The 12,103-nt window shown below is 69.5% G+C and carries 11 protein-coding genes and 1 pseudogene; 3 read left to right on the top strand and 9 right to left on the bottom strand.

What is annotated here, in order from left to right; genetic code table 11:
• A pseudogene (locus VIP82_RS16050) lies at positions 1-283 on the bottom strand (helicase-associated domain-containing protein); the annotation flags it as partial.
• A gap of 5 nt (positions 284-288) precedes the next feature.
• Positions 289-552, bottom strand: coding sequence for a multidrug ABC transporter ATPase (locus VIP82_RS16045; RefSeq protein ID WP_331910384.1), 264 nt, complete (start codon positions 550-552; stop codon positions 289-291).
• A gap of 144 nt (positions 553-696) precedes the next feature.
• Between VIP82_RS16045 and VIP82_RS16040 the strand changes: the two genes are divergently transcribed.
• Both VIP82_RS16040 and VIP82_RS16035 read left to right on the top strand, forming a co-directional pair.
• Positions 697-1,080 (top strand): cold-shock protein, encoded by a 384-nt coding sequence (locus tag VIP82_RS16040; RefSeq protein ID WP_194413393.1) that lies wholly within the window; start codon positions 697-699, stop codon positions 1,078-1,080.
• A complete protein-coding gene (locus VIP82_RS16035) occupies positions 1,064-2,002 on the top strand; it encodes a DUF3027 domain-containing protein (RefSeq protein WP_331910382.1) in 939 nt (312 codons plus the stop codon). The genes VIP82_RS16040 and VIP82_RS16035 overlap by 17 nt, the downstream gene beginning before the upstream one ends.
• Before the next feature lie 81 nt (positions 2,003-2,083).
• On the opposite strand, the gene VIP82_RS16030 is transcribed toward VIP82_RS16035, so the two are convergent.
• The 6 genes from VIP82_RS16030 to VIP82_RS16005 form a co-directional block, all read right to left on the bottom strand.
• Positions 2,084-4,459 (bottom strand): exo-beta-d-1,3/1,6-glucosidase, encoded by a 2,376-nt coding sequence (locus tag VIP82_RS16030; protein WP_331910380.1) that lies wholly within the window; start codon positions 4,457-4,459, stop codon positions 2,084-2,086.
• Positions 4,456-5,511, bottom strand: a complete 1,056-nt coding sequence (locus tag VIP82_RS16025) for an ABC transporter permease (protein ID WP_331910378.1) — start codon at positions 5,509-5,511, stop codon at positions 4,456-4,458. Before VIP82_RS16025 ends, VIP82_RS16030 begins: the two co-directional genes overlap by 4 nt.
• Before the next feature lies 1 nt (position 5,512).
• Positions 5,513-6,493 carry an ABC transporter permease gene (locus VIP82_RS16020; protein WP_331910376.1) on the bottom strand — a complete coding sequence of 327 codons (981 nt, stop codon included), beginning with the start codon at positions 6,491-6,493 and terminating at the stop codon, positions 5,513-5,515.
• Positions 6,490-7,305, bottom strand: coding sequence for an ABC transporter ATP-binding protein (locus VIP82_RS16015; RefSeq protein WP_331910374.1), 816 nt, complete (start codon positions 7,303-7,305; stop codon positions 6,490-6,492). Before VIP82_RS16015 ends, VIP82_RS16020 begins: the two co-directional genes overlap by 4 nt.
• Positions 7,302-8,201, bottom strand: coding sequence for an ABC transporter ATP-binding protein (locus VIP82_RS16010; RefSeq protein ID WP_331910372.1), 900 nt, complete (start codon positions 8,199-8,201; stop codon positions 7,302-7,304). Before VIP82_RS16010 ends, VIP82_RS16015 begins: the two co-directional genes overlap by 4 nt.
• Positions 8,202-8,298: 97 nt before the next feature.
• Positions 8,299-9,957: an ABC transporter substrate-binding protein gene (locus tag VIP82_RS16005; RefSeq protein ID WP_331910370.1), complete on the bottom strand. Its 1,659-nt coding sequence runs from the start codon at positions 9,955-9,957 to the stop codon at positions 8,299-8,301.
• A gap of 200 nt (positions 9,958-10,157) precedes the next feature.
• Here VIP82_RS16005 and VIP82_RS16000 point away from each other — a divergent pair, with 200 nt between their 5' ends.
• On the top strand, positions 10,158-10,835 hold the full coding sequence (locus VIP82_RS16000; RefSeq protein WP_331910368.1) for a TetR/AcrR family transcriptional regulator: 678 nt from the start codon (positions 10,158-10,160) through the stop codon (positions 10,833-10,835).
• Here the strand turns inward: VIP82_RS16000 and serC are convergent.
• On the bottom strand, positions 10,811-11,926 hold the full coding sequence (serC, locus tag VIP82_RS15995) for a phosphoserine transaminase (protein ID WP_331910366.1): 1,116 nt from the start codon (positions 11,924-11,926) through the stop codon (positions 10,811-10,813). The two genes, VIP82_RS16000 and serC, sit on opposite strands and share 25 nt — an antisense overlap.
• Positions 11,927-12,103: the final 177 nt, after the last annotated feature.

The raw sequence follows: 12,103 nt of genomic DNA, 5'->3' as shown, positions 1-12,103 counted from the left end.
CGGCGACCGCCGTGTAGGCGATGCCCTCCGCATCGACGAGCGCGAGCCGCGCGGGCGCGCCGTCGAGCGGACCCGCTCCGGTGTGGAGGGCGATGAGGTCGCGCCGGTCGAGGTGCGTCAGCGCACGGTCGACCGACGTGGGATCGAGGAGCCCCTCGGCGGCGTCGAAGAAGTCGTGCCAGCCGCTCTGAGCCGAGACGCCGCGCGCCGCGAGCGTCCGGGCGAGCGCGGCGTCACCGAGTTCGGCGAGCCGCGTCGCAAGAGCGCGCGCGTCGGAGACCAAGCGTGTCAGCCTCCTCGGTTGGCTCGAGCCCTCCGCACGAAGCTCATGATCAAGACCGCGAGCAGCAGTGCGAACGCCACGAGAGGAGCGACGTACACCAGCACGCCCACGAGGGGCCAGACGCCGGTGCTCATGTCGGCGCCGGCGGCGGACGCGATCATGATCGCGAAGAAGCTCAGGATCGAGAGCACGAGCAGGCCCAGCGACATGAAGGCCAGGATGCGGTCGATGCGGCGGACGGGAACGTCGCCGGCAGGGTTTGTGCTCATCCGCTCCAGCCTACTCGCTGGCGTCGCTGCCACGATCCGAATGTGCACCGGTCCGTTAGGCTGGGTATCGGGGTTGGAAGACCCCGCTTTTGTCATGCTCTGTTTCGCCGCGGTGTTCGCGGCGACCGATCCAGCGAGGTTTCGATGCCCACCGGCAAGGTCAGGTTCTACGACGAGGAGAAGGGGTTCGGCTTCATCACCTCTGAAGACGGTCAGGACGTCTTCCTGCACGCCACGGCCCTGCCCCCCGGCACGCCCGCACCCAAGGCCGGCACGCGGCTCGAGTACGGCATCGCCGACGGCAAGCGCGGCCCGCAGGCGCTGTCGGTGCGCGTGCTCGAGGCTCCGGTGAGCCTCGCCAAGCGCTCGCGCAAGCCGGCCGACGACATGGCGATCATCATCGAGGACCTCGTGAAGCTGCTCGACGGCATCGGCGGCGACCTCCGCCACGGCCGTTACCCGAGCGGCGCGCACGCCAAGAAGGTCGCCGCCGTGCTGCGCAAGGTGGCTGATGAGCTCGACGCCTGATCCGGCCGATCCTGCCGACGTCGTCGCCGAGGCGGACACCGAGTCCGCCGAGCCTGGGGACGAGTCTGCCGTGACGGATGCCGGAACCGCTGCCTCCGACGAGACCGCTGTCGTCGGACCCGACGAGGCTGCCGTCGTCGAGCCTGACGAGGCTCCGGTGGTCGAACCCGACGAGGCTCCCGTGGTCGAACCCGACCCGCAGCTGCTGGCCGCTCACGACCTCGCGCTCGCGGCGCTGCGCGAGATCACTCCCGAGACGACGATCGGCGAGCCCGCGGACTATCGCGTCGAGGCCGGCGGAGTCGTCTCGCTGCGGTTCGCCAACCGTCTCTCGGGCTACCCGGGGTGGTTCTGGACCGTGAGCCTCGCGCGCGCCGAGGATGCCGAGCCCACCGTGCTCGAGGTCGAGCTGCTTCCGGGCGACGGCGCGCTGCTCGCGCCGGACTGGGTGCCGTGGGCCGTGCGCCTCGCCGACTACCACGCCGCACAGGCGGCGCTGGCCGAGGCCGCCCATGCCGAAGACGACGAGGACGAAGACGACGAGGACCTCGACGACGTCGATGACCTCGATGCGTCGGACTTCGACGACGACGGATCGTCCATCCTTCACGCCGGCGACGTCGATGGGGTCGACATCGACGAGCTCGCCGAGGCTGGTGCGGACGACGACGACGACGAGGACGACTCAGACGAGGACGACTCCGACGAGGACGACTCCGACGAGGACGACTCCGACGAAGAGTCCGACGAGGACGACTCCGAAGAGGATGACGACTTCGACGAAGACGACTCCGACGACGACGAAGACGCCGACTTCGACGACGAGTTCGACGATCTCGACGACGACGCGGACGCCGACGACTCCGACGATGACGACTCCGACGACGATTCCGAAGAGGACGACGACGCCGACCGGTCCTGAGGCGCAGTTCTTCGGGGCACGACGAGAGGGTGGATCGCCGCTGCCCGCAGCGCGGCGGTGATCCACCCTTTCGCGTCGGCGTCAGCGGTGCTCGACGGCGTGACGGTCCGACGCGATCGACGGTGCCGCGGCATCCGCGACCTGGAATCGGGCGCTGAGAAGCGCCTCGTCCCGCGACGACGGTCCGACCAGCAGCTCGAACTCCCCGGCCTCGACGAGGCGCCGGCCGGCGGCATCCACGATCGTGCAGTCGGCCACCGGCAGCGACAGCTCGACCGTCGCGGCCTCGCCCGGCTGCAGCTCGACGTGGCGATAGGCCTTGAGCTCCTTGTCGGCCCAGCTGACTGTCGCCACGCTGTCACGCACGTACACCTGCACGACCTCGTGTGCGGGGCGTTCGCCCGTGTTGCGCAGCTCGACGAGCGCGCGTACGGTGCCGTCGCGGTCCGGCGCGGCATCCACCATCCGCAGGCCCGAGTACTCCACCGTCGTGTACGACAGCCCCTCGCCGAACGCGAAGGCAGGACTCTGCGTCAGATCGGCGTAGCGGTCGCCGTGCTGGCCGCGGATCTGGTTGTAGTAGATGGGCAGCTGGCCGGCGTGGCGGGCGAACGAGATCGGCAGGCGGCCGCTCGGCTCTCTGAGCCCCAGCAGCAGCTCCGCCACGGCCTGCCCGCCGCGCATTCCGGGGTTCGCCGCCCACACCAGCGCTGCGGCATCCATCACCGTCTGCGGCAGGACGTGCGGCTTCGAGGCCAGGAGCACCACCACGAGAGGTGTGCCGGTGGCGGCGAGCGCCTCGAGCATGGCGAGCTGACCGCCCACCAGCTCGAGCGTCGCGGTCGAACGGCCCTCGCCGACCAGCTCGATGCGATCGCCGACCACCGCGACGATGTAGTCGGCACCTTCGGCCGCGGCCACCGCCTCCGCGACGAGCGCCGCGTCCGGGGCGCTCGGCACGACCACCTGGGGTCGAGGCTGCCCGTCGGGGAAGAAGGCGCCCTCGGGGTCCTCTTCGAGCGTGAGGATGTCGGCACCGCGGGCGTGGCGGATCTCCCAGTCCGCCGGGGCGTGCGCGCGCAGGCCGTCGAACACCGTCGTGATCATCCCGCGGGGGTGCCCGTCGGGGATCCAGTCCACCTGGCCGGACGAGCCGGCCCAGTCGCCCAGCTGCGTCTGCGCATCGTCGGCGAGGGGGCCGACGACCGCGATGCGGCGGGGCCCGGATGCCGCGGCACGAGCTCGTCCGGATTCGTCCGCCGTGAGCCCACCGGCGAGGGGCAGGGTGCCGTCGTTGCGCAGCAGCACGAGGGATCGCCGTGCCGCCTCGAGGTTGAGCGCGGTGTGCTCGGCCGATCCGACCGCCGTCGCGATGCGCTCGCGGTCGGGCAGGCGCGGGTCTTCGAAGAGGCCGAACTCGAACTTGAGCAGCAGGATGCGGGTGACGGCGCGGTCGAGGGCGTCCTCGGTCATGAGGCCCTGCCGCAGCGCATCGAGTGCACCCTGGAAGAAGCCCGGCGTGGTCATGATCATGTCGTTGCCGGCGAGCACGGCGGCTGCCGCGGCGTGCGCATAGTCGGGCTGCACCTTCTGCTCCCACACCATGCGCCCGACGTTGTCCCAGTCGGTGATGAGGGTTCCGGTGTACCCCCACTCGCCCCGCAGCACGTCGTTCAGCAGCCAGTCGTTGACCGTGATGGGCACGCCGTCGATGCTCTGATAGCCGAGCATGAAGGCGCGGCATCCCTCTCTCGCCACCCGCTCGAACGGCGGCAGGAACCACGAGCGGAGCTTGCGCTGCGAGATGTCGGCCTCACTCGCGTCGCGTCCGCCCTGTGTCTCGGAGTAGCCGGCGAAGTGCTTCGCGGTCGCGAGGATCGCGGTGGGGTCGTCGAGACCGCCGCCCTGGTAGCCGCGCACCATCGCCGAGGCGAGCTCGCCGATGAGGAACGGATCCTCGCCGAAGGTCTCGTCGACACGCCCCCAGCGGAGGTCCCGGGCGATGCAGAGCACCGGCGAGAAGGTCCAGTGGATGCCGGTGGCCGACACCTCGACGGCCGTCGCGCGCGCGACGCGCTCGGCGAGTCCGGCATCCCACGACGCCGCCATGCCCAGCTGGGTGGGATAGATCGTCGCGCCGTCCCAGAAGGAGTGGCCGTGGATGCAGTCCTCGGCGACGAGGAGCGGGATCCGCAGGCGCGTCTGCAGGGTGAGCTCGCGGGCGCGCAGCACCTTCTCGGGCGAGGCGTGGAGGATCGACCCGGCGTGCATGCGCACGACCTGATCCTCGAGGTCGTCGCGCGCATCGAGCTGCAGCATCTGGCCGATCTTCTCCTCGACCGTCATGCGGCCCAGGAGGTCGGCGATGCGGTCGGCGACCGGAAGCGAGACGTCGAGGTAGGCCGCCTGCCCGTCGAGGGGGGCCTGTCCGGGCGGGCGGTGGTGGGCGTCGGTCACGGAGTCTCCTGTCGGGCCGGTGCGGGGGAGGTGCGGACGGCGGTGACGCCCGCGGTCGCCTTGATGCCCTTCTTGCGGAGGGCGCGCGAACGCTCGCCGGCCGAGCGCAGGCGGGGGTTGACGTATTCGTCGATGCCGAAGTTGATGAGCGACAGGGCCATGCCGAGCAGGGCGATGCAGAGTCCGGCCGGGACGTACCACCACCAGTAGTCGGGGAACGCGCCGTTCTGCTGGGCCCAGAACAGGATGGTGCCCCAGTTGAGGTTGGTGATCGGGATGACGCCGATGAAGGCGAGGGTCGTGAGGCCCAGCACCGCCGCGGTCACGGTGCCGACGAAGCTCGACGCGATGATCGCCATGAGGTTCGGCAGCATCTCGACCGTGATGATGCGGCCCAGCGGCTCGCCGTTGGCTCGCGCCGCCTGCACGAAGTCGCGGTTGCGCAGCGACATCGTCTGCGCGCGCAGGACGCGTGCACCCCACGCCCACCCGGTGAGGGCGAGCACCGCGGCGATGAGCAGCAGGCTGGGGTCCTCGAACTGCGACGCGATGATGATCATCAGCGGCAGACCCGGCAGCACCAGGAACACGTTGGTGAGAGCCGACAGCGACTCGCTCTTCCAGCCGGTGACGATGCCCGCCGTCACGCCGATCGCGACCGCGATCGCCGTCGCGAGCACGCCCGAGAGCAGACCGACCACCAGGACCCCGCGGGTGCCGTAGACGATCTGGCTGAAGATGTCCTCGCCCATGTGGCTCGTGCCGAACAGGTGCTGCCACGACGGCGGCTGCTTCAGTGCGGAGTAGTCCTTGTCGAGCGGCCCGTACGGTGCGATGAGGTCTCCGAACACCGCGAGCAGCACGAAGAAGCCGAGGATCGCGATGCCGGTCAGCGACTTGCGGTTGCGGAACATCGCGAACGACGACCCGATACGGGCGAGCGTCGACGGTGTGGCAGGCGGCCGCGGCGCGGCGGGTGCGGCGGGCGTGCCCGGGTCGGAGCCGGGGTGGGGGATCTCGGCGTCGAGCGCGGTGGTGGTGGGAACGGTCATGTCAGGCCTCCTGGCGGGCGCGCGGGTCGAGGATGACGTACGCGATGTCGGCGAGGATGTTGGTCACGAGCACGGCGAGCGTGATCACGAGGAAGACACCCTGCATGAGCGGATAGTCCTTGGCGTTGGTGGCGTCGAGCAGCAGCTTTCCGATGCCGGGGTACGAGAACACCAGCTCCATGACGAGCGTGCCGCCGACGATGAAGCCGAGGGCGAGGGCGAAGCTCGACAGCTGCGGCAGCATCGCGTTGCGGGCGGCGTAGGTCGTGACGACCCGCCGATCCGAGAGGCCCTTGGCCTGTGCGACGGTGATGTAGTCCTCGTCCAGGACGGTGATCATCATGTTGCGCATGCCGAGGATCCAGCCGCCGAGCGACGCGATGACGATCGTGATCGCGGGGAGCGCGCCGTAGTACAGGACCTCGCCGAAGAACTCGGGGGTCAAGCCCGGCCGCGTGCCCTTTCCGTACGCATGGGATGCCGGGAACCAGCCCAGCGCCGACGAGAAGACGGCGATCGCGATGAGGCCCATCCAGAAGTAGGGCACCGTCGAGAAGAACGTCGCGACCGGGATGACGGCATCCGATCCCCGTCCGCGTCGCCAGCCGATCACCGCGCCGACGGCCGTCCCGAGGATGAACGACACGACGGTCGCGATCCCGACGAGTCCCACGGTCCACGGCAGCGCGCTGCCGATGATGTCGGTGACCGGCGCGAGGCCGTGCGAGAACGAGCGGCCGAGGTCGCCCGAGAACAGCAGTTTCCAGTAGTCGATGTACTGCTCCCACAGGCTCTTCTCGGTGTCGAGGCCGAAGAGCGTGCGGAGGGCGGCGATCGCCTCGGGGCTGATCTTGCCCTGGTTCTTCTGCAGGTAGGCCGAGACCGGGTCGCCCTTCATCATCCGAGGGATGAGGAAGTTGATCGTGATCGCCGCCCAGGCCGTGAACAGGTAGAAGAGGGTCTTGCGCAGGGCGAACCTCATGCCGGAACTCCTTCGGTGTCGGCGGCGTCGGGGCGCGCGAAGTGGCGGTCGGGGTCGGGGGAGGCGTTGCGCAGCGCCCGCGTATAGGCGTCCTGCGGATGGAGGATGACCTCGTCGGCAGGGCCGTGCTCGACGACCCTGCCGCGGTTGAGCACCATGATCTCGTCGCTGAAGTGGCGGGCGGTCGCGAGGTCGTGGGTGATGTAGAGCACGCCGAGGTTCGACTCGCGCTGCAGGTCGGCGAGCAGGTTGAGCACCCCCAGGCGGATCGAGACGTCGAGCATCGAGACCGGCTCGTCGGCGATCAGCAGGCCGGGCCGCGACGCCAGAGCGCGGGCGATCGCGACGCGCTGGCGCTGACCGCCCGAGAGCTCGTGCGGCCGCCGATCGATCGTGCTGTCGGCATCCAGTCGCACGCGTTCGAGAAGCCGGCGCACCTCGTTCTCGATCTCGTCCGCAGGCACCACCTTGTCGAGGCGCAGCGGACGCTCGATGTGGTGGCGGATGGTGTGGTAGGGGTTCAGCGAGGCGAAGGGGTCCTGGAACACCATGCGCACCTGCTGGCGGTAGCGGCGGAGTCCTCGTCCGCTGCGGGGGATGGGTGAGCCGTCGAGGAGCACGTCGCCCGAGCTCTGACGTTCGAGCTGCGTGATGATCTTCGCGATCGTCGACTTGCCGCTGCCGCTCTGCCCGACGAGGGCGATCGTGCGCCCGCTGGTCAGTGTGAAGCTCACATCGTCGAGCGCGAGCATCTTGCCCGAGCCGCGCACACGATAGCGCTTGGTCACGTGGCGGAATTCGAGGGTCGTCATGCGGTCACCTCCCTGGCGGATGCCGGGCCCGAGGTCGCCGCGTCCCGCTCGCTGCGTCCGGCATCGGCGCCGCGCACGAAGTCGCCGCGGTCCCCGGTGAGGCTCGGGAACGACGACAGCAGGCGCCGCGTGTACTCGTGCTGCGGGTGGCGGTAGATGTTCTCGGCGGTGTCGAGCTCGACGATGCGGCCCTCGCGCATCACGGCGATGCGGTCGGAGATCTCGAGCAGCAGCGGCAGGTCGTGCGTGATGAAGACGACCGAGAAGCCGAACTCGCGCCGCAGGTCCGAGATCTGGGCGAGGATCTCGCGCTGCACGAGGACGTCGAGAGCGGTTGTGGGCTCGTCCATGATCATCAGCTGCGGATGCAGGGCGAGAGCCATCGCGATCATGACGCGCTGGCGCATGCCGCCGGAAAGCTCGTGGGGGAACGACCTGAGGCGCTCGCGACCGACCCCGACGAGGTCGAGCAGGTCGCCGCAGGCGCGCGTGCGCTCGGCGCGCGAGAGCTCTGGGCGGTGCGTCGTGAAGACGTCGCCCAGCTGCCGGCCGATGTTGATGACGGGGTTCAGGGCGTTCATCGCGCCCTGGAAGACCATCGACGCCTTGTCCCAGCGGAACCGGCGCATCTCGTCGTCACTCAGCGCGCCGATGTCGACGATCTCGCCGGTCGCATCGTGGAAGAGCGCGGTGCCGCCGGTGATGACGGCGGGTGGCTTCAGGAGGCGCTGGATGCCGTAGGCCAGCGTGGTCTTGCCCGAGCCGGATTCGCCGGCCAGGCCCAGGATCTCGCCGCGCTTCAGTTCGAGCGACACGTCGCGCACCGCCTCGACGGGCGGGTCGACGTCGTAGGTGACGCTGAAGTCGGAGATCGTCAGCAGAACGTCTTCGGTCATGGTCCGATCGTGCTCACGGTTGGTGTCGGGGAGGGGAGGTGCCGGGGACGCGTGCAAGGGCTGGGCCGGTAGGGCCCAGCCCCTGCAGCGATCGCTCTCAGTCCGCAGGCTGGAGCTTGGTGAGGATGTACACCGCGGTGGGCTGCGTCGGGTCGGCGGGGACGTACGGGTCGTCCTCACCGGGCCAGCCGACGAAGCTGCGGGTGTTGTACTGGCTGAGGAACGGACGCGTGCCGATCGGCATCGCGGGCACCTGGTCGACGAAGATCTTCTGGATCGTCTCGAGGGCCGTGGCACGCGTGGCGTCGTCGGTCGTGCTCGCGTACTCGGCGAGCGCTGCCGTGGCTTCAGGGCTGTCGAAGCGGCCGAAGTTGAAGTCCGCCGCCTCGCCCATCGGCTTCAGGAACCGGCCGTCCATCTGATCGCTGTACAGGTCGTACGGCGTCGCGCCGGAGTCCGTCCAGTGCAGGATCGCCTGGAAGTCGCCCTCGCCCTTGGCCGCCCACCACGAGTCGGCGTCCGGAGTGTCGACGGCGGCCTCGACGCCGAGCTCCTTGACCGAGTCCGAGATCAGGCTGATGCCGGTGACGTAGTCGTTCCACCCCTGTGGCACCGACAGCGTGAAGGTGACGGCCTCGCCGTCGGGGTCGATGAGCGCGTCGCCGTCCCACGTGTAGCCGGCCTCCTCGAGCACCTGCTTGGCGCCGTCGACGTCGACCGAGTACTCCTGGCCCTCGAACTCCGACGCGATGTAGGCGTCTCCCGCCGGGGTCGGCAGACCCGTGACCGAGGTGAGTTCGGGCACGCCGCCCTCGCGGGCGATCTCCTGGTGCTTCGCGCGGTCGATGACCATGTTGACGGCCTTGCGGAAGGCCACATCGTCGAACGGCTTCGTGGTGGTGTTGACGAACATCGTGTCGATGCCGAGGCCCGCGGCCGCCCAGTAGACGTTGTGGTCGGGGTCCTTGTCGAGGTACGCGGACTGCACGTTCGGGATGAACGCCTGCGCCCAGTCGGCGTCGCCGTTGGCGAGCGCCGTCGTCAGCGCGGTGTTGTCGGCGTACGACACGTAGTACAGCGTCGGCACGGCGAGCTCGCCGCCCCAGTAGTCGTCGCGCGCGGTGAGCTCGACGGCCTGGGTGCTGAAGTTGCTCAGGACGTAGGGGCCGGTGCCGACCGGGTCCTCGTTCGTGAACGTGGTCGGATCGTCGACCTCCTCCCAGATGTGCTTCGGGACGATGAGCTTGTGCAGCACCTTGTCCTGCTTGATGAACATCGGATTCTCGAAAGACAGGGTGACCGTCGCGCCGTCGACAGCGATGTCGGTGAGGCCGAGCGCCGTCGTGTCGAGCGCCGGGTTGTCCATGATCATCTGGAAGGTGTACGCGATGTCGTCGGCGGTGAAGTCCTCGCCGTCGTTCCACTTCACGCCGTCGCGGGCGGTCAGCTGCACCGAGGTGTAGTCGTCCGACCAGGTGATGTCGGAGGCGAGCCACGGCACGACGTCGGCGGTGGGGTCGACCAGGTTCACGATGCCGAGGGGCTCGAAGATGGCGTTCGCGTAGCCGAGGCGCAGCGCCGACGAGTCGCCGACCCACGGATTGTTGCCTTCGGTGGTGATAGGGCCGTCGGGCTTGGCGATTGTCAGCGACGCGCCGTCGCCGGTCTCGGGCGAGTCGCCGCCGCCGGCGGCGCAGCCTGTCAGCGCGATCGCCGCGGCGAGGCCGACGGCGACGAGGGAGGATCTGAGCCTCATTGCTACTCCTTCGTTGTGCACGGCGCCGTGTTCGCGAGGTCGACCACGGCGTCGAGGGGGTGATTGCCGGATCAACTTACAATCAAGTAAGTAACTTTTGCAACTAGGGTGTTCCGCAGCGCACGGACAGGCCGTGCGTAGACTCACAGGCGCCGGCGAAGTCGCACTCGAGACACCGGCGAAGAAGGGGGTGCCGACCGATGGCAGGACAGCGTCGGCAGCCGCGCTCGCGGCCCGAGACACTCGCCAAGCGACGCGACATCCTCGATGCCGCCGTCGAGATCTTCGGCAGCAAGGGGTTCACCGGAGGCACGCTCCAGGAGATCGCCGACCAGGTCGGCATGACCCACGCGGGGATCCTCCACCACTTCGGTTCGAAGCACGAATTGCTCCTCGAAGTGCTGCAGCACCGCGACGAGACCGATGTCGCGGACCTCGACGAACAGCACATCCCCGACGGGCTGCCGCTCTTCCGCCACCTTGTGCGCACGGCATTCGTCAACGCGCACCGGGCAGGCATCGTGCAGGCCTACGTCGTGCTCTCGGCCGAGTCGGTGACCGACGACCACCCCGGTCGCGACTTCTTCGAGAAGCGCTACCAGACGCTGCGGGCCGAGGTCGCGCACGCGTTCGCGGTCGTGTGCGCCGAACGCGGCATCACGGCGCCCGATACCGTCGGCTTCGCGTCGACGAGCATCCTGGCCGTCATGGACGGGCTGCAGGTGCAGTGGCTGCTCGACCCCGACGCCGTCGACCTCGCGCACGCCTCGGAGTTCGCCATCGAGGCGATCGTGTCTGCGGTGCTGTCGCCGTCGCCCTCACCGCTCGCCGACGACGCCGGCGAGCATGCGGATCAGCCCAGTCGCTCGACGGTGTAGTCGATGCAGCGGATGAGCTGACGCACGTCGTCGGGCTCGATCGACACGAACGTCGCGACGCGCAGCTGGTTGCGACCGAGCTTGCGGTAGGGCTCGGTGTCGACGATGCCGTTCGCGCGCAGGCTCTTGGCCACGGCTGCGGCATCCACCGACTCTTCGAAGTCGATGGTCACGACGACGGGGGAGCGGTCCGCTGCGTCGGCGACGAACGGCGTCGCGAAGGCGGATGCCTCGGCCCAGTCGTACAGCGCCTGCGACGACTCGCGCGTGCGCGCGTCCGCCCACTGCAGGCCGCCCGACGAGAGGATCCAGTCGAGCTGCTTGTCGAGGAGGAACAGCGTCGCGAGCGCCGGAGTGTTGAGGGTCTGGTTGAGACGTGAGTTGTCGAGGGCGTTCTTGAGGCTCAGGAACTCGGGGATGTAGCGCCCCGACGCCGCGATGCGCTCGATGCGCTCGATCGCCGCCGGCGACACGAGCGCGAACCACAGCCCGCCGTCGGAGCCGAGGTTCTTCTGCGGCGCGAAGTAGTACACGTCGGCCTCGTGCACCGAGAAGTCGATGCCGCCCGCCGCGCTGGTCGCGTCGATGACGGTGAGAGCACCCTCGTCGCCGTGCACGCGCGTGACCGGGGTCGAGACCCCGGTGGACGTCTCGTTGTGCGGCCAGGCGTAGACGTCGACGCCCTCGACCGCTTCGGCGACCGTGCGGGTGCCCGGCTCGGCCTTGCGGACGTCGGGAGCCTCGAGCCAGGGGGTCTTCGCCGCGGCGGCGAACTTCCCGCCGAACTCGCCGAAGACGAGGTTCTGGCTGCGCTTCTCGATCAGGCCGAATGCGGCGGCATCCCAGAACGCCGTCGAACCGCCGTTGCCGAGGATGACCTCGTATCCGTGCGGAAGGCGGAACAGCTGGCTCAGCTCCGCGCGCACCTGGCCCACCAGGTCCTTGACGGGCGCCTGACGGTGCGACGTGCCCAGCAGTGCGGCTCCGGGGCCTGCGAGCGCCTCGATGTGGGCGGGCGCGATCTTCGACGGGCCGCACCCGAAGCGTCCATCGGCGGGAAGGATCTCACGGGGCAGGAGGACGTGGGCCATGCGTCGATTCTAGAGAGCCCCGCCCCGCCGCCCCGTCCCCGTGACAGCCCGTGACGCCGCGGCTCGGGATCGCCCGGGCGCCGGCCCGGGGAATGTGCCGGGTCGCGGGGCCTCGATCCTTTCGTTCAACAGGTCAACCGGCCCCGTACAGGAGAACGGGGCCGCGGTTCTCCTGCG

This window comes from Microbacterium sp. (assembly GCF_036566905.1).
In the GTDB taxonomy this organism is placed as follows: domain Bacteria; phylum Actinomycetota; class Actinomycetes; order Actinomycetales; family Microbacteriaceae; genus Microbacterium.
This window is presented reverse-complemented; position numbering and strand designations above follow the sequence as displayed.

Coding starts and splice junctions, on each gene's coding strand:
- VIP82_RS16020 (WP_331910376.1), bottom strand. CDS start 6,493: ATGAGGTTCGCCCTGCGCAAGACCCTCTTCTACCTGTTCACGGCCTGG.
- VIP82_RS16000 (WP_331910368.1), top strand. CDS start 10,158: ATGGCAGGACAGCGTCGGCAGCCGCGCTCGCGGCCCGAGACACTCGCC.
- VIP82_RS16015 (WP_331910374.1), bottom strand. CDS start 7,305: ATGACGACCCTCGAATTCCGCCACGTGACCAAGCGCTATCGTGTGCGC.
- VIP82_RS16005 (WP_331910370.1), bottom strand. CDS start 9,957: ATGAGGCTCAGATCCTCCCTCGTCGCCGTCGGCCTCGCCGCGGCGATC.
- VIP82_RS16025 (WP_331910378.1), bottom strand. CDS start 5,511: ATGACCGTTCCCACCACCACCGCGCTCGACGCCGAGATCCCCCACCCC.
- VIP82_RS16035 (WP_331910382.1), top strand. CDS start 1,064: ATGAGCTCGACGCCTGATCCGGCCGATCCTGCCGACGTCGTCGCCGAG.
- VIP82_RS16045 (WP_331910384.1), bottom strand. CDS start 552: ATGAGCACAAACCCTGCCGGCGACGTTCCCGTCCGCCGCATCGACCGC.
- VIP82_RS16010 (WP_331910372.1), bottom strand. CDS start 8,201: ATGACCGAAGACGTTCTGCTGACGATCTCCGACTTCAGCGTCACCTAC.
- VIP82_RS16040 (WP_194413393.1), top strand. CDS start 697: ATGCCCACCGGCAAGGTCAGGTTCTACGACGAGGAGAAGGGGTTCGGC.
- serC (WP_331910366.1), bottom strand. CDS start 11,926: ATGGCCCACGTCCTCCTGCCCCGTGAGATCCTTCCCGCCGATGGACGC.